The sequence below is a fragment of the Pseudidiomarina taiwanensis genome (assembly GCF_003987435.1).
GTDB classification, from domain to species: Bacteria; Pseudomonadota; Gammaproteobacteria; order Enterobacterales; family Alteromonadaceae; genus Pseudidiomarina; species Pseudidiomarina taiwanensis.
Window position 1 is genome coordinate 115,371 of sequence record NZ_PIQG01000002.1, and the last position, 21,548, is coordinate 136,918.

Here is a 21,548-nt window from a genome sequence, read left to right on the forward strand (position 1 = left end):
CCTCTCGCATCTGAATGCTTGGTTTAAAAAGGCTCTTGCTTTACTACGGTATTTTTCACGGTTTGGAACAATTTGCCTGTGTTGCGCCCTAGCCGCTCGCCTAAATTCTTCTTCGGTGCATAGCGAATCAAGAACACATCATGGGTTTTGCTCTGCTCAAGTAGCCAGGCATCACTCGTCACCAAACTGTCGACGAGACCGTATTCGATCGCCTCCTGAGCAGTCCAATACTCCCCTGTAGCAACTTTATCAATATCGATATCTGGCCGATACTGCTGCACATGCGCTTTAAACTGCTGATGAATTTTTTCTAAATCTTGCTTAAATTTGTCTCGTCCGGCATCGGTGTTCTCGCCAAACATGGTTAAGGTACGTTTATACTCACCGGCAGTAACCTGCTCAAAATCAACCTCATGCTTTTGCAGCCAACGATGGAAGTTTGGCAGTTGCGCGAGTACTCCGATAGAACCAATAATCGCAAACGGCGCAGCATAGAGCTTGTCCGCCACACACGCCATCAAATAGCCACCACTCGCAGCCACTTTATCTACGCTCACAGTGAGCTTAAGCTTGGCATCTTTTAAGCGTTGTAACTGCGCTGCGCCAAGCCCATAACCATGCACCACACCTCCGCCACTTTCCAGACGGACCAGCACTTCTTCGCCTGCCTCTGCGACCGCAATAATGGCATTCACTTCACGCTTCAATTGATCAACTTCATGGGCATCCATGGAGCCATTAAAATCAATCACGAACAGCCGTTTGCGTTCTTCTGCTTGTTGTTGTTTTTGCGCTTTTTTCTGCGCTTTAACAAATTTCTTGCGTTGTTTTTTGTCCAGCATTTCCAATTGCAGTTGCTCTGCTCCTTCGCGCAGATCATCTGACAAGCGCTCAATCTCAAGCTCACCGCGACTATGGCGTTTACGTTGAGCAAGATTAGCGATACTGCCAATCACAATGACAAACGCAAACACCACGATCATTCCTTTTAACGCAAAGGCTGCCACATCCAATAACCAATCCATTTAATTACTCCAATCGCTCTCGCTGGACCATAATGCGTTAGCATATCATTTTCTTAATTCGATGGCAGAACACAATAAAAAAGGTCGCCTTGAGGCGACCTTTTCATATAGAGCAAGTGCTCGATATAGATTAGCCTGGAGTAACGCCGCCCAATAGAACGCTTGGGTTACTCACTGGAATCACAGTTGCACCTGTGCTGAACCAGCCAGCCGCTTGCATTTGCATTTCCATGGTTGCCGCAACTGAAGCTGATGGGTCAACGATTGAGCCGTGGTCACCTTCAGTGAAGCGCGCTACACCCGATACCGGCATACCATCTTGGCTGATCACAGTTTGAGTAATCGCATCTAGACCAAGTAACGCTATCATTGGCTCAGTGCCTGCCAGCGGTTTGCCTGCGACTGCATTTGGAATGACTTGGTCAGGCAACACAGTATCGCTACCAACTACTTCGATCAGATGGATTGGACTCTCGTCAGCCGCGACTTCAGCGACGTAGTTGAGCGGGTCACCCGAGTCAACAACACTTTGTGCAGCGAATGCAAATTGCTCAAACAAGCCATTCACTTCAGCTTGCTCAGCCGCAGATAGACCGGCCCAGAATTGGTCGTAAACAGCAATCAAAACGCTCTGGAATTGCGGTGAAGTCGGTGCGATACCCTGAGCTTCGGCAGCAGCAAGTGCAGCACTGGCAAACTCAGGCTCAGCTGAGAATAGCAGTTGTGATTTCACCACTGGACCGAATGATGGAGATGCTAACAAGAAGTTCGCAATACTGCCACCCGGTGCCATTAACGACGTCGCACGAACTGAGAAGTTTGGCGCGAAACCTACATTCTCACTCACCATGTCTTGCGCATCATTAGCAACCGCGGTGAACACTGTTCCTGCAATCGCGCCCAGTGAGTGACCGACATAAAAGACGTTCGACCCGTCAAGCGGTGCACCTTGGTTGTTATTCAAGCTCAACCGCAGACCAAGCAAATCAGACACTGACTGACGTAAGTTATCACGGGCAGTCAATAGGCTTGCCAAGTTCATGTAAGCCGTTGGGCTACCTGTGCTGGCGTTGATTGCGCCAAAGCCACGGTCGCCGTGGAGCGGATGGTCAATTGCAACGGTTGCAAAACCAGCTAGCGACAAGGTGCCAGCAATACCAAATGCGTTGGTTTTTTTGCCGGTAATACCGTGCTGGAAAATCACCACAGGCCAGCCACTAGCAGGCATATTAATTGGGTCAAGACCTTGCAGCGCACGAATTTGGTTCACCGCTGCTTCATCAGGAACCGCAACCACTACTGGAACGTCGACCATACCCTGTACCGCAGGCACTGGGTTGTATTTAGTCAGGTGACGCTCTTCGTCAACACCTGGGAAGTCAAAACAGTTATTTGGTGGCAGCAATAGCGCAGGATTAGTGAGCGCTTCGGCTGGGATTCCCGCTGCAACCGGGTCGATCAAGCCCGCTTGGACACCACCTAGAATAGACGCTGGGCTATCACACGCTGCTTTCCAATTGCCTGTTAATGGCGCGGTTGGATTACTCTCGCTCGGCAGTGGCGAGAAGTAAGGCAGACTGACTAAACCTTGATACAAGCTGGCAGTGCTTGCCGCTAAATAGGCAGGATTGGTTGGATCTACTTCAAGCGCACCGGCGTTTACCAAGGCATCCGCGACTGATAGTGTAGTGTCTTGCAACGCCAATGATGGCTGACCGCTAGCCATAAACTGCTGCGCCATCAAACCCTTAATTGGGGTGAATACGTCACTGATTGACTGCGTCGTGTAGCTTGACACATAAATGATGCTGTCTTTGCTCACGCCAAACGCGGCTAACGCATCTTCGTGGCTATTGATCAGACGCTGCAAACCAAGTGCTGATGCGTCACCCGAAACTGGGTATACATCGGCATCACGCTGCATCAAACCATAAGTTTGTGAAGCTTTAACGGCACGACCGAGATCATCTTCGATATTCGACGTCAGGACGACTTTATAACCTGTTTTCGCTTTCAATGGGCGCAGTGGAATCACCGCAACACTGCTTGAACTAACCGCTGCAACAGTGAAATCAACCCCGTGGGTTAACTCGCCGACTACTGCACAAGTCGCCGCGGGGCTTGCTGCGGCACACTCTGGGCTCACAGCTGTACCACCCATAACCGCTTCAAACATCCGGATTGAACCCGGTGCTTCTAGCGTTGCGGCATCGATACCCACTGGATTGCCGCTGGCATCAAGTGGTAATGAGAAGTTGAACACCATGGTTGAGTGCGTGCCCCAGCCGTCAAGACCGTTCAACGCAACTTGTGGGTTACTTTCGTCGGTTGGATCGGCAACTGGAATATTGAGGGTACCGTCAGTGCTACCACTCAAAAGAATATTTGAAGGGACCGGAACGACCCCGTTACTTGGGTCGAACTGAACGCGTGCCGCGTTCACTTGAGTTTCGATCACAGTGGTTGGCGCTTCATCACCGCCACCGCCACAGCCCGCTAACAAGAGCGCACCGCTGACCGCTGATACAATCGCGAGTTTTTTCATGAGGTTTCCCCAATCCTTGTTCGTGTTGTTATATTCTGGGCACCTACAGATGCCTTAGTCTTATCTTGCCTATCATCGCTATTTTTAACTGGTACGACAAGACTCACCTTAACAAAAATTTATACACGCCTCACCAGCAAGTTGGAAGTGTTTTCTAAAAATTCTTTATTCCTACTGAGAATCCGTGCGAAAACCATTACACTGTGGCTAAATTTTTGTTTGATGTAAGTTTCACTCAGCACAAGTGTACTCATAAAATGACAAGCATGCATAATTACGACTCAAAAAATATCGATCTTAGTGGCAAAACTATTTTGGTGACCGGGGCCGGCGACGGCATTGGCCGGGTTGCAGCCCTACATTATGCCCAAGCAGGAGCGACCGTAATTTTACTGGGTCGCACCACGCGTAAGCTCGAAGCCGTATATGACGAAATCATGGCGGCCGGAGGTCCAGAGCCTGCGATCGTCCCGTTGGATATGAAAGGGGCCACCAAAACCCATTATCAGGGCTTGAACGCCACTATTATCGAACAGTTTGGCAAACTCGATGGTTTGCTCAATAACGCCAGCCTACTTGGTGTGCTATCACCATTTGAAACCATCGACAGTGATAGTTGGAATGATTTAATGCAGGTCAATGTCACCGCACAGTTCCTCCTGACTCAAGCACTGATGCCAGCGCTGAAAAAAGCACCGCATGCCAGTATTATTTTCACCTCATCAGGAGTCGGCCGCCGTGGTCGTGCCTTTTGGGGGCCTTATGCGGTGAGCAAGTTTGCGACCGAAGGGCTCGCCCAAGTCATGGCCGATGAGTATGAAGACAGTTCGATTCGCGTAAATGTGATTAATCCCGGCGCAACACGCACTAGTATGCGTGCTCGTGCCTATCCGGGCGAAGACCCGATGCGCCTGAAAACGGCAAGTGAACTTATGCCGCTCTATCTTTATCTAATGAGTGACGCGAGTATCGAGGTAAATGGAGAGTCACTTGATGCCCAATAACTCCAAGTAAGGAGGTAAAGCATGGCGACTACGACAGCATCCGAACAACTGCAACTTCAGCTTGTTGGCATGAGCTGCGCCGGCTGTGCCAAGCGCATTGATAAAGCCCTGCGTGAGCTCCCCAATGTGACTGAGGTCGAGGTGAATTTCGCCACTGAAATGGCGACTGTAACGGGGCATGACCTCGCTGCTAAACCGCTGATACATGCCGTGACCAAAGTTGGCTTTGGGGCGAGCGAGATCGAGCCAAACAGTGATTTAAGCGAGTACGACCAGGCTCATGAAGTCTACCAAACCCAACAGTTTCGCAAGTTCATTGTAGCAGCAGTGCTGTCACTGCCATTACTCTACACTATGTTCTCGCACTTTAGTTTGACGCAAGCTGTGCCTGTACCCGAACTCCTGCTCAGCCCTTGGTTCCAGTTGTTGCTCGCCACCCCCGTACAATTTGGCGTTGGCTGGCAGTTCTACCGGGGGGCCTATTTAGCGCTGCGCAGCGGCACCAGTAATATGGATGTATTGGTTGCACTCGGGACCAGTGCTGCGTATGGCTACAGCGTTTATTTAGGTTTTTTCGCTGATGTCGCCGATCATGGCCTCTATTTCGAAACCAGCGCCATGCTCATTACCCTTATTGTGCTCGGTAAATGGTTTGAGGCAAGGGCCAAAGGACGTTCCTCAGCGGCAATTCGTGAGCTTTTGAAACTGCAACCCAATCGCGCCCTCAAACAAAATGATGCGGGTGAATTCGAAGCTGTCGCGATTGAATCGCTTGAACACGGCGATACGATTTTGATTAAACCGGGAGCGCAAATACCTACGGATGCCAGAGTCACGCAGGGCAACAGTAGTGTGAATGAAGCCATGCTTACTGGTGAAAGCATGCCTGTTGATAAAACCGCAGGCAGCCAGCTGTTTGCCGGTACCCTAAATCAGTCCGGCGCGCTGTATGCTGAAGTGACCGCCCGTGGCCAAGACACGTTACTCGCTCAGATTATTCATACGGTGCGCCAAGCACAAAGCTCAAAAGCACCGATTCAGCGTCTCGCAGACCGTGTCGCAGGCGTTTTTGTCCCTTGTGTTATCGCCATCGCTAGCGCAACTTTTCTGTTATGGTGGTTCTATCTCGCGCCCAGCGTGCTAGAAGCGGCGCTTAAAGCAAGCATTGCCGTTTTAGTCATCGCTTGCCCGTGTGCTTTAGGGCTAGCCACACCCACCTCAATCATGGCCGGGTCCGGTCGCGCCGCGCAATTAGGCGTGTTGTTCAAGCACAGTCGAGCGCTCGAACAAGCCTACCAAGTTGACACCATTGTATTTGATAAAACCGGCACCGTAACTCGCGGTGAGCCGACTCTCACCGACCTCGAAATTGCTGCCAAAATGGAAGCAAGTGAAGTGCATGCTCTCGCCTATGCGCTTGAGTCACATTCGGACCATCCGCTCGCTCAAGCCTTGGTCAACGGCCTCGCCGATAAGCCCCGTGTGCAACTCAGTTTATCTGACTATCAGAATCACAGTGGTCAAGGTGTGAGTGCCATGTATGGCGAGCAACACGTGCGGCTTGGTAGTGCGAAATTTATTCGTCAATTCGCGACACTCTCAAGCGCTTGGCAAGAGCAAATCCAGCAACTCGAGCAGGTCGGTAAAACTGTGGTGTTGCTAGCCAGAGAACAAGAGCTTTTGGGGCTTTTCGCGCTTAGCGATACGCTACGTGATGAAGCCACCTCGATTTTGACTCAACTCGGTCAACATTATCGATTAGTCTTGCTCAGTGGCGATAACCACGCCACTGTTGCAGCCGTCGCCGCGGAACTCGGTATGACAGACTTTTTTGCCGAAGTCATGCCTAAACAAAAAGCCAGTGTGATTGCAGAATTACAGCAGCAGGGGCATCAAGTTGCTATGGTCGGCGATGGCATTAACGATGCTCCAGCACTGGCCACGGCAGATCTTGGCATCGCCATGGGGAAAGGCAGTGGCGTCGCACTTGAAACAGCAGACGTAGCCCTTTTGCGTGATGATCTAAACGCCTTACCGCGCGTTTTTAATCTAAGTCGAAAAACCAACCGTAATATAAAACAAAACTTGTTTTGGGCTTTTGCATACAATAGCTTAGGGATCCCAATCGCAGCCAGTGGCCTGCTTGCTCCTTGGCTTGCCGGAGCGGCTATGGCATTGAGTTCAATCTCGGTAGTCATCAATGCACTGCGTTTACAGCGAATGAAAGTGTAAGCTTTAGATTGCATGTTTTAGGAAAGGAATAAGGTATGGCGACAGCTTGGTTTACCGCAACTGCATTACTGGCCGTAAGCGCGAGCGCTGAGGCGCTGGCCTATGAATTAACCCCGTTAAACCTTCCCAACCAGGTGCAATGGTTTGGGGTAAGCACCCCAAGTCGTGATGTCATTTGGTTAAGCGGTGCCGATAGTATGGTGGCGCGCAGTATCGATGGCGGTGTCACCTGGGAAGTCGGGAAAACCGGGCCAAGCCCATTACAATTACGCGATATCGAGGCGCTTGATAGTGATCATGCGTACGCTTTGAGTATCGGTAAAGACGGCGACTCCCGCATTTATTACACCAACGATGGCGGTCAAAACTGGGTGCTAAGCTACCGTGGTCGCGGCGAACAATTTCTCAATTGTTTAGCTGTTTCAGCCAAGGGCGAAGCATGGATTTATGGCGACAGTATCGATGGCCGCTGGGATATGGTGCGCAGTGCCGATGGCCGTAACTGGCTGCCTAGCCGTAATGCGGTTGATAGCCAGCCCCTTGGCGGTGAAGGCGGTCTCGCTGCTAGCGGCGCCTGCACCCGCTATAACGACGGGGTGTGGGCAATGGCAACAGCAAATGCAACCACCGCACGAGTTCTCATTAAACGGGAGCGTGGTATCCGTTTCAAAGCGGTCGATACCCCCATGGTGGCAGGCCCTGGGGCTGGTATTGCGAGTATCTGGCCATTCTCGGAGCGCCATTGGTTACTTGCTGGGGGCGATCTGGAAAACCCACAGCGCGAACCACGCCTGCTTGAATATCAAAACGGTGAATTCCGTGAGCTGCCACAAGCACCTATTGCTGGTGCGCTCTACAGTCTCACTGTACTCCCCAATAATGAGGTTTTAGTAACGAATCCAAATGGCGCCGCCATCTTGGACAGCGGCTATGAAACTTGGCAAGTACTCAGTGACAGTAATATTTGGAACGCGAGTTGCAATGGCACCAGCTGTTTTCTCGTGGGTAAAGCTGGCTATGTCGCTAAGTTAACCTGGAGTGCTGATTAACCTTGTAACAAGGCGGTGCCACCGAGTAAGTGGCTGACTTGGCAAAAGCCATTGCGATTTAATGCACGTGCCGCCACTGCACTGCGTTGTCCAGAACGACAAATACAAACAATCGGCCGCTCTTGATAGGTGCTGCGATGATCAGCGATAAACTGTGCCAAACGCGGTAGCGGGACATTTTTCACTTCGTTCGCCAGTGGCAGTGGATTCAATTGATGTTCTTGCTGTTCGCGCACATCTATTACGAGGGTATCGGGTCGGCGCAACCATTCTTGCTGTTGCTCTAAGCTGACATCAATCAACTCACACGGCAATGACTCGCCACGCAACTCAAGTAATTGCCATGCCACCTCAAACTGCGGATCGCGCGCCGCAAGAATTAAACTGTCCTCGCTGACCCAACTCTCCAAAGTGTGTAATTCAGGCTCCTCACCGACAAAGACGAATTTGCGTGAGGCTTGGCTTAATTCGTATACGGGTAAGCGTGTTCCCATTCGCCGAATACTTGCTGAACCTATCTGCAACGATTGATTCAGGGCAAGCGGCCAACCGACAGCATCGCCAAGCTCGGTATCAAGCACTGCTGCGAGCATGGCTCGCGCACTCCCCTCCGTACTGGGCTGAGTGCTAAGAATGGCTTGTACATGATAATGCTGACATTGCACCAAGCGTTGAATTCGTTCAGCCAACTCCGGCACAGGATCGATAACCACTAATTCTCGGGCAGCCTTATCAATAATCAAATAGCAGCACTGCTGATCAAAGCGTAACTGCACCACACCATCGAGTTCAGAATCGATATCCTCTTGGGTATCCACCAGCAGCAAGCATGATTGCCGCAATGCCCGTGCCGCTTCTTCAATACGCTGACAGGCTTGAGCAATGGTCTCAGCCTGAGTCGCTGGCCCAAACGATAAGCGAATGGCTGACTGCGAGCGCCAATCAGGTGCACCCATGGCATCGAGGACAAAACTACGGCTTACCCCGGAGCTACACGCCGAACCAGAGCTCACCCGAATATTCGCTGCGTCAAATACATCCATGATGTCGCGGGATGAAAGTCCGCGCACCGAAAAGTTCAAGGTGGTTGGTACCGAGTGCTCAAGTGAGTGGTTTAATTCAAGGCTTGGAAAAGCACGTTGTAATGCCTGCAATAATTGCTGCCGAAACTGCTCAAGCGTGCTCGGATCGTGAAACCCGCCTTCCTGCGGTGCTAACAACAGCTCAAACAACCGATGTAACGCGGCAATACCGGGTAAATTTTCGGTTCCCGAGCGCAATCCGCTCTCCTGCCCACCGCCGATTAACAGCGGCGTATAAGGTGCTCCCTCGCGCACATACAAGAAACCGATTCCTTTGGGGGCATAGAGCTTGTGGCCTGAAAAAGGCGCATAGTCAATGCTGGTAGCATTTAGATCAAGTGCTTGTTTGCCTAACACCTGCACACAATCGACCAGCCATGGCACGGTTGGGTTATGCTCACGGATAACGCACTCAAGGGCACTAAGGTCTTGTTTTACGCCGGTCTCATTGTTCACCGCCATGGTGCAGATCATCGCTGCATCAGCAACGTGGTCAGCAATAAATTGCTGGTCCAACAAACCATTTGCATCGACTGGAATTGCTTTCAGCTCGGTCTCACAACCAAGCACCTGTTGCCAGTGCGCAAGCGCCTGTGGGACGGCTTTATGTTCGGTCGCTCCATACAACAACCAACGACCACTGTTTGGCTGCGATTTAGCATGGCTTAAAGCCGACAACACCGCGGTCTGGATGCCCTCTGTAGCACCGCTCGTGAACAGTAAATGGCCTTGCTGAGCGCCAACTAATTGGCGCCCGAGTTGCCGCGTGCTTTCGAGAATATAACGCGCTTGCAAACCAGTGGTGTGAGTACTACTCGGGTTACCAAATACCGCCTCCATGACATGGGTGACGGTTGCCGCAATATCCTCGAGCACCGGAGTAGTGGCATTACAATCGAGATAGATTTCTTCTTGTTTCGGACGAATGTGCAGCGGAGTAACCATCAAGCTTTCCTAACCATCAATACGATTACGTTGCCATTCCTGTTCTTTTGCCATACGCGCCTTCTTCTCATCGCACGGATCATCACAATCACAGGCTTTATCAAGGCCTAATGCCGAGATGCCGCCGCAACTGCCTTTTATTCGTTTGCCCTGCATAATGAAGCCAACAGACATGGCGAGTACAACGACTAAAAAGACTGCAAAAACTGCTAAGAATAGTTCCATCGGATACCTCCTACTGCGTGCTATCCGAGCCTGCTACATACTGGGTATAAGGCAAAAACGCTGAACTTACATATTCGACAAAAGCGCCATCTTCATACGCGATTAACAACACCGCAAGCTGCTTTTCTTCAGCAAAAGCTAACGCCTTTTCAGTCCCCATGACCGTCAGTGCGGTTGCGTACGCATCGGCATCGATACAAGTATCAGCGATGACCGTCACCGAAGCAAGGTTATGCTGAATCGGCTTTGCGGTGCGAGGGTCAATAATATGCGAGTAGCGCTGACCTGCACTTTCAAAATAATTCCGATAATCACCGGAAGTCGCAATCCCCGCGTCACCTGGTAATACGACCATTTGAATTGCGCGTTGTTCAACCGTTGGCTTTTCAATCGCGATTTTCCATGGCTCGCTGCCTGGCTTCATCCCTTTGGTGCGCATCTCGCCACCTATCTCGACCAAATAGTTATAGATTTCCATTTGCTCGAGTAAACCAGCAACCCGGTCAACTGCATAGCCCTTGGCTATGGTAGATAAATCGACATAAACCTCAGGGTGAGCCTTACTGAGTTGATGGTTTTCAACCGTAAGCAATTGATAGCCAGAGTGTGCCCGTGCGGTTGCAATCTCCGCTTCGGTAGGGACACGTTCTGGCCGGCCATTGGGGCCGAACCCCCATAAATTGACTAACGGTCCAACTGTTACATCCAACAAACCTTCGGTTTCCACCGCGACCCCGAGCGCACGGCGCACAACGAACTCAAGTGAACGTGAAATGACCACAGGTTCAGTTGAGCGCAACCGATTAAAACGTGACAATTCAGAGTCTGGGTCATAAGTCGACATCTGACTGTTGATTTGTGCCAACAATCCGTCCACGCGCTCTTTCACATGCTCTGGCGCATGCTGCGGATTCGCAGTGACATAGCGAATGGTGTAGGTCGTCCCCATCGTCTCACCACTCACAACTTGCTGGCTCGGACTATGCGTACAGGATACGAAAAAGGCTAGCCCCATTAGGGCTAGCCAAATTTTACCAAACAACGTGAAGTGTTGTTTCATTGGGTTTTATCCACCAAAGTCATCCAACATGATATTTTCGTCTTCAACACCAAGGTCTTTCAACATATTGATCACCGCGGCGTTCATCATGGGTGGTCCACACATGTAGAATTCACAATCTTCCGGCGCTTCATGGTCTTTCAGGTAGTTCTCATAAAGCACGTTGTGAATAAACCCAGTGTAACCTTCCCAATTATCTTCTGGCTGCGGATCAGAGAGTGCCACATGCCATTCGAAGTTATCATTCTCACGTTGCAACATGTCGAAATCTTCAACGTAGAACATTTCTTTCTTCGAACGCGCACCGTACCAGAAGGTGATCTTCCGATCTGTCTTAAGACGACGGAGCTGATCGAAGATATGCGAGCGCATCGGCGCCATTCCTGCACCACCACCAACGAATACCATTTCAGCATCCGTATCTTTGGCGAAGAACTCACCAAACGGTCCAGAAATCGTCACTTTATCGCCTGGCTTCAAGCTGAAGATATAAGACGACATTTTACCCGCTGGCAGGCTCAAATTGTTCGGCGGAGGTGTCGCACAACGCACGTTCAACATGATGATGCCTTTTTCATCAGGGTAGTTCGCCATTGAGTATGCACGAATGACTTCTTCATCAACTTTTGATTCCACGTCAAGGAAGCCAAATCGCTCCCAATCGCTGCGGAATTTATCTTCCATTTCAAAGTCTTTGTATTTCACGTGATGAGGTGGCGCCTCAATCTGAATGTAACCACCGGCACGGAATGGTACTTCTTCACCTTCTGGAAGCTGAACCACAAACTCTTTGATAAAGGTCGCAACGTTATTGTTCGATTTCACCGTACAATCCCATTTGCGGATCCCAAATACCTCTTCTGGCAGCTCGATTTTCATGTCTTGTTTAACGTTTACCTGACATGATAAACGGCAACCTTCACGCGCTTCTTTACGGTTAATGTGGTCACGCTCAGTCGGCAGAATTTCACCGCCACCCTCTTTGATCACCACTCGGCACTGACCGCATGAGCCACCGCCACCACAAGCTGACGATACAAAGATACCGGCATTTGCTAACGCTCCAAGCAACTTAGTGCCCGGTTGCGCGGTGATTTTCTTGTCTTCGTCATCATTAATTAAAATTGTCACATCACCCTGAGGTACTAATTTCGATTTTGCGAACATGATGACCGCAACCAAAATCAATACGATCAAGATAAACATGCCTACGCCGAGACCAATGAGTACTAACTCTTGTCCTTGCATCGACTTTTACCTCTCGTTATTCCGTTGTGTACTTTGCGTCACTTACAGGGATACGCCCGAAAACGACATAAAGCCCAAGCCAATCAAACCAACTGACATAAACGTGACACCAAGACCACGTAAACCGTCGGGAACATCTGCATATTTGAGCTTTTCACGCACTGCCGCGAGCGCCACAATTGCGAGTGCCCAACCGATGCCGCTACCGATACCGTAGACCACACTCTCAGTGAAGGTGTAATCACGCTCAACCATGAATGCAACACCACCGAAGATGGCACAGTTCACGGTAATTAACGGTAGGAAAATACCCAAAGCGTTGTACAAGGCTGGAACATATTTATCGAGCGTCATCTCAAGAATCTGTACCAGTGCTGCAATCACACCGATAAAGGTTAAGAAACGCAAGAAACTCAAGTCAGCATCAGGGAATCCAGCCCAAGCCAATGCGCCCGGAGCAAGGATATTGTGATAGACAATGTTATTCACTGGTACCGAGATACCCAGTACTACGATAACTGCAACACCCAAACCAAATGCTGTCGTGACTTTCTTCGATACCGCCAAGAAAGTACACATCCCCAAGAAGAACGAGAGTGCTAAGTTCTCAACGAAAATCGATTTAATTAATAAGCTGATATAGGCTTCCATGACTTACTCCTTCGGCTCAACTTGCTCTGGGCGGAAAGTACGAAGTACCCAAATAAAGCCGCCGATAATAAAGAAGGCACTTGGTGGTAATACCAAGAGACCGATTGGTTGATACCAACCACCTTCTGAAGCAAGCGATAGGATCTGATAACCAAATAAGCTACCTGAGCCAAATAACTCACGAATAAAGCCAACGACCAAAAGTACCACTGAGTAGCCTAAACCATTACCGATACCATCAAGGAATGACAAGCCCGGCGAGCTCTTCATCGCAAACGCCTCAGCACGACCCATTACGATACAGTTAGTAATAATCAAACCAACGAATACCGAGAGCTCTTTTGCAATGCTATAAGCATAAGCGCGCAAAATTTGGTCTACGACGATTACCAAGCTAGCGATAATGGTCATTTGCACAATAATCCGTACGCTTGACGGAATATGGTTACGAATGATCGAAATAAATAAGTTTGAAAACGCCGTTACGAAGGTCAAGGCCAAACACATGACCACGGTGTTTTCCATTTTCGAGGTCACCGCAAGTGCAGAACAAATCCCTAGGATCTGAAGTGCAATCGGGTTATTCGCAAAAATCGGTCCAAACAGAACCTCTTTCATCTCTTTTGCACTAGCCATTAGAAGTTAGCTCCCCTTGCCGAATTTTATCCAGTAACGGACCGTATGCTGCAGCGCTGAACCAATATTGGAAGGTATTCTCTACCCCGTTACTGGTTAATGTCGCACCTGACAAAGCATCGATGTCATGAGCCGCGTCGACCGCGTTTTTGGTGACGCTAATTTTTACGTCAACCAATTGCTCACCATAGATTTGCTTGCCTTGCCAGCTTTCAACCCACTGCGGGTTCTGGATTTCGCCACCGAGACCAGGCGTTTCTGAGTGCTCGTAAAAGTTGATACCACGAATGGTATTCATGTCTGACTCAAGCGCCAACAAGCCGTACATGGTGCCCCACAGTCCGTAGCCACGGATGAACATCACCACAGTTTCAAGCTGACCTTGGTCATCATTGATGAAATAAACTTTGGTGACATCTTCGCGCGAACCAATTCCGGCAACGTCATTTTTCTTTTCCAACTTGGTTGAAAAAGCCGGTTTCTTCGCCGTTGAAATTGGGTCGTACTCGGTTGGGTTTGCACCATCAACATCTGCCACAAACTCGAGTGTTTCGAGGCTAACCAAACGGGTTTCAACGCGGTCGTTGAAGACTGCAACAACATCCGTGGTCGGTTCCAACAAGCCCGCTGCGTCGAGCACGTTACGCTGCATATCTAGTGCAGCATTTTTCTTTTGAATTGGCTTTAACCCAACTGCGGCACCGGCAACGATGATGGCACAGACCAAACATACGCCGATAACGACCGTCAGAGTTTTGCCAAGAGTTTCGTTATTCTTAGCCATTGCGTGCCAACCTCCGCTTAATATTCGCTTGCACGACAAAGTGGTCAAACAGCGGTGCAAATACGTTGGCAAATAGAATTGCTAACATAATGCCCTCTGGATAAGCTGGGTTCACAACCCGAATCAAGACAGTCATGGCACCAATCAAGAAGCCGTAATAGAACTTGCCTTTATTCGTAAACGACGCCGATACCGGGTCGGTTGCCATAAACATCATCCCGAATGCAAAACCACCTACGACCAAGTGCCAGTACCAAGGCATCTGGAACATAGTGTTGGTATCACTACCGATGAAGTTAAACAGCGCAGAGATTGCGACCATGCCAATGAACACACCACTGACGATGCGCCATGAGGCGATGCGGAAATAAATAAGTGCCAGACCGCCGATGAGGATCATCAAGGTCGAGACTTCTCCCATTGAACCTTGGATGTTGCCAAGGAAAGCGTTCCACCACAGTTCAGTATTCGCGAAGTAATCGGTACCCGTAGCGGCTTGACCAAGCAAGGTTGCACCTGAATAGCCATCTACTGCAGTCCACACTCGGTCCCCAGAAATCTGAGCTGGGAAAGCGAAGTATAAGAAGGCACGACCTGTTAGCGCTGGGTTTAAGAAGTTACGGCCGGTTCCGCCAAAAATTTCTTTCCCGATAACAACCCCGAAGGTGATCCCCAAGGCAACCTGCCACAATGGAATGGTTGCAGGTAGAGTTAACGAGAACAACACTGAAGTGACAAAGAAACCTTCGTTGACTTCGTGTTTACGAATTGAAGCGAACAGCACTTCCCAGAAACCACCGACGATAAAGGTGGTCGCGTAAACCGGTAGGAAGAAACATGCACCGTAGAACATTTTCCCGGCCCAACCTGCGTTGGCAAGGTCACCGCCGAGAGCTTGGAACAAGCCGACTTGCCAAATATCAGCCAACTGGAAACCACCAGCTAAGGCAATAGAAGCTTGGTTACCAATGTTGTACATGCCCCAGAACATGGCTGGGAAGGTCATCATCCATACCAAAATCATGATCCGCTTCAAATCAACATTGTCGCGAACATGGGTCATTTTTTGCGTGACTTTACCTGGGGTATACAAAATAGTGGCGACCGCTTCGTAAAGCGCATACCACTTTTCATATTTACCGCCTTTTTCAAAGTCGGGCTCGATACGCTCGAGATAATTCTTCAAACTCATGGCTTAGCCCTCTTTCTCGATCATCGTCAACATCTCGCGCAGCACAGGGCCGTACTCATACTTGCCCGGGCAAACATAGGTACAAAGCGCAAGATCTTCCTCGTCAAGCTCCAATAGACCAAGCTTCTGAGCTTGCTCTGAATCGCCCGACAAGATGTCGCGTAACAAAATAGTTGGCAGAATATCCAACGGCATGACGCGCTCATAGTTGCCAATTGGCACCATGGCACGGTCAGATCCATTGGTTGAGGTGGTCATATCGTACGTCTTCTTCGGGCTCAAGTGGCCTGCAAACGCACGCGTAACTGAGTGCTGGTTCACACCCGGTTTGATCCAACCAAAAAACTCCTTGAAATCCCCTTCAAGGAGCACGCTTACTTGCGTGTGGAAGCGGCCAAGCCACTGATGCGCATCGTCAACACGGTGTCCATTCAAGACTGAACCACTTACGATCCGCTGTTTGCCTTGTTTGAGTTCGCCAGCAGTTAATTCAACCAAGTTAGCGCCCATTTCGGTACGCAGTAAACGTGGTTTTTCCACCCCTGGACCTGCTAACGCCACCACCCGCGGGCTATAAATTTCACCCGTAGTGAAGAGCTTGCCGAATGCAATCACGTCCTGGTAGCCGATATGCCATACTTGCTTGCTCGCGCTTACTGGCGACAAGAAGTGGATGTGAGTACCGACCAAGCCGGCTGGATGTGGGCCGCTAAAGCTTTCTAACTGAACCTTAGCATCACCCGTATTCACCTCCGCAGCCGCATCTTTGACCACAAAGACAGTCCCTTCGGTCAGTTGACCCAAGACTTTTAAGCCATCAACAAATGCTTGTTGTTGCTCAGCGATAATCACGCTTGGGTCGGCTGCAAGAGGGTTAGTGTCCATTGCGTTGACAAAAATAGCCGCCGGTGTCGCATCTAATTGAGGCGAACGACTGAAGGGCCGAGTCCGCAGCGCAACCCACTGACCAGCATCGTTTAATTGCTCAACAATTTTGGCACGCTCGAGTTTGCCTAGCTCAGCGCTGTCGTAACTAGCAAACGTTTCTTGCTCGTTGCCGTCTTTTTCAATGACGACCGCTTGCAAAACCCGTTTGGCGCCACGTAATACGTCTTTAACAACGCCACTGGCAGGTGCGGTGAATTTAACCCCTGGGTTTTTCTTATCTTCGAAAAGTACTTGGCCTTTTTTCACCCGATCGCCTGCTTTCACATGCATAGTCGGACGCATACCAACATACTCTTCACCCAGTACGGCAACGGTGTTGATGGCTTGACCATCTTCGATAGCTTGCTGGGGTGCTCCGGAAATCGGAATATCCAGCCCTTTCTTGATCGTAATCATACGCGTTTGCACTACTCGTTAGGGAAGATTAATCTTAATCAGTGAACTCACTGAAATCCTGAAAAATCAAAAGCTTACAATGCTTTTCGACAAACATTTTGCGACCAGCACTGCAGCAAAATTTCGTACTCGTACTTTACTCGGGCGACGATTTTAACACTTTTGTCCTTGTGGTTACTACCTTCTGTGACGAAAAAATAGCAGTATAAAAAACCTCGCCGTAGCGAGGTTTTTACGATTTCTTATCGAACTAAGTTTAGTTACTAAGACCAACTCACAACTGGATCAACATCTGCATCATAATCGACGCCGTCGATGCCAAACCCAAATAGCTTGAGAAAGTCAGCATGGTAACCTTCATAATCGGCCAGTTGATGGAAGTTCTCTTGGGTGACCTTATCCCACAGTGCTTTCACTTTAGCCTGGGTCGCATCATTGGTTTCAAAACCATCCATACGTAGGCGATGAGCTTCGTCGAGAGTTGGTGAAGCTGCGTACAACCCCTCAGTGAACAAGCGATAAATTTGCTCGATACACCCTTCATGGGTGCCTTCTTGCTTCATCACCCCGTAGATCAGCGAAATGTACAATGGCATCACAGGAATAGCCGAACTCGCTTGCGTGACCAAGGCTTTTAACGACGAAACATAAGCCTCCAGTTGCAACTCAGCGTAGTTACTACGCAATGCCGCAGCAGCTCGGTCGAGATCTTCTTTTGCCTTGCCAATCGTAGCGTGCCCATAAATCGGCCAAGTCAATTCTTTCCCAATATAGGTATACGCAGTAGTTTTGCAGCCCGCTGCCAACACACCCGCTTCTGCCAACGCCGCTAACCAAAGCTCCCAATCTTCGCCGCCCATTACTTTAACCGTATTGGCGATTTCATCTTCAGTTGCTGGTTCAAGGCTAATCTCTTTCACCTCGTCGCGATCGGTATCATAGGTTTTGGTGGTATAGGCCTGCCCGACCGGTTTCAGTGTTGAACTATACACCTCACCGCTTTTAGGATCCTTCCGCTTCGGTGACGCCAATGAATAGACGACCAAATCGACTTGCCCGAGATCAGCTTTGATGGCCTCGACGACTTGGGCTTTGATTTCGTCCGAAAAGGCATCGCCATTAATGGTTTTAGCATATAAACCCTGCGCTTTAGCCGCATCATGAAAAGCTGCGGTGTTGTACCAACCCGCGGTGCCTGTGCGCTTTTCAGTTGGCTCTTTTTCAAAGCAAACACCCAGGGTTTTGGCGCCAGCTCCAAACGCCGCAGTGATCCGTGAAGCCAAGCCATAACCGGTTGAGCAACCAATCACTAAAACGCGCTGTGGAACTTGCTCTAAGCGCGGTTGTTGTTGGATAAAATCGATTTGTTGTTGCACATGTGCAGCACATCCGAGCGGATGAGCATTAGTACAAATAAAACCACGAATCTTGGGATGGATGACCATGTTTCTGCCTTTTCAATCGTAAAATGGTGCGGAATGATCGCTAGTTTAGCTTAGTCTTACGGTACAACAGATCTGATTAGTTTTGTGGTGAATCAAGCTTACTGCCACCTAAGCATTGCGGTGAGCTCGGAACTTGCCCAGCTTGTTGCCACTCTGTCGGGGTATATAAATGCAAAGCAAGTGCGTGAATTGGCCCGGCATCAAGCTCATTCGCGAGTAACTTATGCACCCGACGGTGGCGCTGAAGCGCCCGCTCGCCCTCAAATACTGTACTGACCAGCGTCACCTTAAAATGCGAATCAGCACTAGCGGTACCATGCTGATCACTCTCATTCACGAGCTCAATAAAGCTTGGCGCGAAGGCCTCGATTAATTTGTCTTGCAAGCCAATAGTGAATGCCGTCGTCATCCCGTCGTCACTCCTAATTTTGATCTAACTGGCTGTAACAAACGCGCTCATCACGGCCGATTCGAGCCATAATGTTGAAAATATTTGGGGCGCTACCGCCACGTCGATAAGCCACGCGATAAAGGCCCGAACTAAAAGTTCCCCACTGCTGCCACAGCAGCACATCATAATCGTTGGCAAGTTCACCTAACAACTCGAGTCCTTCTTGCCGATAGTCTGGAAACGCACTGACATCACCGACTAAGCGCCAGCGATTAAGGTCACCGCGTTCGGCTTGTAACGATTCATTATAGCGGTTGCGACAAAAACTTAATTGAATGGATTCACTACTGAGTGACCACTGGGTATTTGGTAACTGCAGCAGGTCTAGCTTTTGTACTTGCTGCAAGGCTCGACGATTTTCAACTTCTGACACCGTTGGCTCACAACCTGCTAAGACTGCAACGAACATAACTGCAGTTAGCGCAAGTGAGGTTTTATATTTTGATGCATGTTTTGAGAATAGTTTTGCAAAACCACGGAAGTGCGACATTGGCACAATCGAATCCTCAGCTTTTATTCATTCAGCGGCATATGATACGTGGAAGCGTGCGCTTTGAGAAGTAACCTAGAGAGGGTTTGAACATCCATGTTCCAGCTAACCGCTCACGTCCCCTATGAAGCGATTAACTAAATCCTGAACATCATCTTAACACAAACCTTCCACGCATCAATACAAATTTAAAACAATTCGGTAATTGTTTATTTTCTAACTATTTTTTATCTTTTCCCGATTCTTGCGGGGCCTGATCAGCGCTCTGCTCTGGCTCAGGTTGAATCAGGGCAAGAATCTCCCAGCCTGGCGCCGGTTCTATCTTGCCAGTATCCGTAAAGACCGAACACTTACCCCGCTCATCAAAAGCGAACATGGGTAACGCCCGACTACCATAACGACTTTTATAATCCTCATATGTGAATGATTCGGTTAGCTGCGTCACTTTCGGCATGCCACCTTGCGCCACCAAGCTCGACAACTTCGCGAACGTGACTCCTTTGCCGAACAGGTTGAGGCGCTCGAGATAACTTTCAGACAATTGCTTGCGAGCCGGTGCATCGAGATCTCCTGTCGCCAAGCCGAAAATCCGCTTGGTCTCAAACCAGTCCATAAAATGCAGCGCCACAACGGGGTTTAACTGACGGTATGGGGATAACAGCAACAGATTGCCAATGCCAGTTAGATCCATGTGGTTTTCAGCATGTTCAGAGCTCGGGTTACCGAAATAAACGGGAATATTCTCCATCCGCGCTTGTTTGATATGTTCCCAGTTGGTATCCGCCAATAACACCGGAACCTCGCGTTCACGCAGAGCCTTGGCGATCAATTGTGCGGTCTTGTTCGCGCCAAAGATCAAAAACCCGTGGGCTGGGGGCTCGCGTAACCCAAGTAACTGCGCCAACGGTTTCGCCGTTAAACTCTGCAGCACCACAGTACTGACAATCACCAAGAATACCAACGGCACCAGCGCATCAATGCCATCCCACCCCGCTTGCTGCATTTTGAGCGCAAACAAGGCCGAAACTGCCGCTGCGACAATACCGCGCGGTGCAATCCAAGAAAGTAAGACCTTTTCTTTGAAGTTAAGCTCTGTCCCACGCGCCGATATCCACACCGCCAAGGGACGCACCACAAAAATGATCAGCAGCAACAACCAAATGGCGGACATGCCGAGAGAACTAAAGGCATCAGTTTGAAGGCGTGCAGCTAAAATAATGAATAAACCCGAGATAAGAAGAACACTCAGGGTTTCTTTAAACTCCAGAATATCGTCTAGATCGAGCCCACGAATGTTAGCCATGACCATGCCCATCACGGTCACAGTAAGTAGACCTGATTCATGTTGCAGACTATTTGAAAGCGCAAACACCCCGAGTACGACTGCGAGTGTCGCAACATTCCGCAAATAGTGCGGAAACCAGCCTCGACTCAGCGCCAGTGCAGTAAATTTTGCAGCGGCAAAACCTAACGCAAAACCTACCAACACAGTGGTTAAAAAGGCTTGTACTGCATGGCTAATACCAGCGCCCTGACTCGCAACGATAAATTCATAAACCAGCACGGCCAGCAACGCCCCAATCGGGTCAATGATAATCCCTTCCCAGCGCAAAATGTTGGCAAGTTTGGCACTCGGTCGCACCGAGCGAATCATCGGCATGATCACGGTTGGCCCGGTCACCACAACTAAGGCCCCAAATAAAGCGGCGAGTTCCCAACCAAACCCCATTAAATAATGCGCGGCAACGGCAATACTCAACCATGTAATGAGCATCCCGACACTGACCAAACGACTGACCATGCGACCATGGCCTTTAATTTCTTCGCGTTTAAGCGTCAAGCTTCCCTCAAACAGGATGATAGCCACCGCTAACGATACAATGGGGAATAAAATATCACCAAATACCGCATCAGGATTAAGCCAGCCAAACCATGGGCCAATCACAATCCCAGTTACTAACAAAGGTAAAATGGCAGGTATTTTGAGGCGCCAAGCAAGTAATTGACAAATAATCGAGAGAACCCCGATAAGTGCGAGCGCAGAGAGGTTTGACATAAAAAAGCTCCGGTTACACGGGCAAGATTTTTACCCTAACGTAACCGGAGCCGACCTGTAAAGCAGTATAAATTACAATTGATA

The 21,548-nt window shown here is 49.6% G+C and carries 18 protein-coding genes; 3 read left to right on the plus strand and 15 right to left on the minus strand.

Annotated elements, in window-relative coordinates; genetic code table 11:
- Positions 1-23 precede the first annotated feature (23 nt).
- Together sohB and CWI83_RS04475 are read right to left on the minus strand one after the other, a co-directional pair.
- Entirely contained in the window at positions 24-1,025 is a 1,002-nt protein-coding gene (gene sohB / locus CWI83_RS04470) for a protease SohB (protein ID WP_126826323.1), read from the minus strand.
- Between the two features lie 130 nt (positions 1,026-1,155).
- Positions 1,156-3,570, minus strand: a complete 2,415-nt coding sequence (locus CWI83_RS04475; RefSeq protein WP_126826326.1) for a VolA/Pla-1 family phospholipase — start codon at positions 3,568-3,570, stop codon at positions 1,156-1,158.
- A 266-nt stretch (positions 3,571-3,836) separates the two neighbouring features.
- Between CWI83_RS04475 and CWI83_RS04480 the strand changes: the two genes are divergently transcribed.
- Genes CWI83_RS04480 through CWI83_RS04490 form a run of 3 tightly spaced genes read left to right on the plus strand, consistent with a single transcriptional unit; the run spans position 3,837 to position 7,855 of the window.
- Positions 3,837-4,574, plus strand: a complete 738-nt coding sequence (locus tag CWI83_RS04480; protein ID WP_126827397.1) for a YciK family oxidoreductase — start codon at positions 3,837-3,839, stop codon at positions 4,572-4,574.
- Positions 4,575-4,595: 21 nt separating this feature from the next.
- Complete coding sequence (locus tag CWI83_RS04485) at positions 4,596-6,806, plus strand: heavy metal translocating P-type ATPase (protein ID WP_126826329.1); 2,211 nt, start codon at positions 4,596-4,598, stop codon at positions 6,804-6,806.
- Between the two features lie 35 nt (positions 6,807-6,841).
- Complete coding sequence (locus tag CWI83_RS04490; protein WP_126826332.1) at positions 6,842-7,855, plus strand: WD40/YVTN/BNR-like repeat-containing protein; 1,014 nt, start codon at positions 6,842-6,844, stop codon at positions 7,853-7,855.
- Here the strand turns inward: CWI83_RS04490 and CWI83_RS04495 are convergent.
- The 13 genes from CWI83_RS04495 to CWI83_RS04555 all read right to left on the minus strand — a co-directional run bounded on the left by CWI83_RS04495 (position 7,852) and on the right by CWI83_RS04555 (position 21,464).
- On the minus strand, positions 7,852-9,882 hold the full coding sequence (locus CWI83_RS04495) for an aminotransferase class V-fold PLP-dependent enzyme (RefSeq protein ID WP_126826335.1): 2,031 nt from the start codon (positions 9,880-9,882) through the stop codon (positions 7,852-7,854). The genes CWI83_RS04490 and CWI83_RS04495 overlap by 4 nt on opposite strands.
- A 9-nt stretch (positions 9,883-9,891) precedes the next feature.
- Positions 9,892-10,107 carry a (Na+)-NQR maturation NqrM gene (gene nqrM / locus CWI83_RS04500; RefSeq protein WP_126826338.1) on the minus strand — a complete coding sequence of 72 codons (216 nt, stop codon included), beginning with the start codon at positions 10,105-10,107 and terminating at the stop codon, positions 9,892-9,894.
- A 10-nt stretch (positions 10,108-10,117) separates the two neighbouring features.
- On the minus strand, positions 10,118-11,167 hold the full coding sequence (locus CWI83_RS04505) for an FAD:protein FMN transferase (protein ID WP_157980363.1): 1,050 nt from the start codon (positions 11,165-11,167) through the stop codon (positions 10,118-10,120).
- A gap of 6 nt (positions 11,168-11,173) precedes the next feature.
- Complete coding sequence (nqrF, locus tag CWI83_RS04510) at positions 11,174-12,415, minus strand: NADH:ubiquinone reductase (Na(+)-transporting) subunit F (RefSeq protein ID WP_126826341.1); 1,242 nt, start codon at positions 12,413-12,415, stop codon at positions 11,174-11,176.
- A gap of 42 nt (positions 12,416-12,457) precedes the next feature.
- Positions 12,458-13,066, minus strand: coding sequence for an NADH:ubiquinone reductase (Na(+)-transporting) subunit E (gene nqrE / locus CWI83_RS04515; protein ID WP_126826343.1), 609 nt, complete (start codon positions 13,064-13,066; stop codon positions 12,458-12,460).
- A gap of 3 nt (positions 13,067-13,069) precedes the next feature.
- The gene (locus CWI83_RS04520; RefSeq protein ID WP_126826346.1) at positions 13,070-13,702 is read right to left on the minus strand and encodes an NADH:ubiquinone reductase (Na(+)-transporting) subunit D; all 633 of its coding nucleotides are present in this window, start codon (positions 13,700-13,702) and stop codon (positions 13,070-13,072) included.
- Positions 13,695-14,486: a Na(+)-translocating NADH-quinone reductase subunit C gene (locus CWI83_RS04525; protein WP_126826349.1), complete on the minus strand. Its 792-nt coding sequence runs from the start codon at positions 14,484-14,486 to the stop codon at positions 13,695-13,697. The genes CWI83_RS04520 and CWI83_RS04525 overlap by 8 nt, the downstream gene beginning before the upstream one ends.
- Entirely contained in the window at positions 14,479-15,678 is a 1,200-nt protein-coding gene (locus tag CWI83_RS04530) for an NADH:ubiquinone reductase (Na(+)-transporting) subunit B (RefSeq protein ID WP_126826352.1), read from the minus strand. The genes CWI83_RS04525 and CWI83_RS04530 overlap by 8 nt, the downstream gene beginning before the upstream one ends.
- Before the next feature lie 3 nt (positions 15,679-15,681).
- Complete coding sequence (locus CWI83_RS04535; protein ID WP_126826354.1) at positions 15,682-17,022, minus strand: Na(+)-translocating NADH-quinone reductase subunit A; 1,341 nt, start codon at positions 17,020-17,022, stop codon at positions 15,682-15,684.
- A gap of 263 nt (positions 17,023-17,285) precedes the next feature.
- Positions 17,286-18,467, minus strand: a complete 1,182-nt coding sequence (gene fabV / locus CWI83_RS04540; protein ID WP_126826357.1) for an enoyl-ACP reductase FabV — start codon at positions 18,465-18,467, stop codon at positions 17,286-17,288.
- Positions 18,468-18,543: 76 nt separating this feature from the next.
- A complete protein-coding gene (locus tag CWI83_RS04545; protein ID WP_126826360.1) occupies positions 18,544-18,876 on the minus strand; it encodes a BolA family protein in 333 nt (110 codons plus the stop codon).
- 13 nt (positions 18,877-18,889) lie between these two features.
- Positions 18,890-19,414, minus strand: a complete 525-nt coding sequence (locus CWI83_RS04550) for a hypothetical protein (protein WP_126826363.1) — start codon at positions 19,412-19,414, stop codon at positions 18,890-18,892.
- Between the two features lie 214 nt (positions 19,415-19,628).
- The gene (locus tag CWI83_RS04555) at positions 19,629-21,464 is read right to left on the minus strand and encodes a cation:proton antiporter (RefSeq protein ID WP_126826366.1); all 1,836 of its coding nucleotides are present in this window, start codon (positions 21,462-21,464) and stop codon (positions 19,629-19,631) included.
- Between the last annotated feature and the right edge of the window lie 84 nt (positions 21,465-21,548).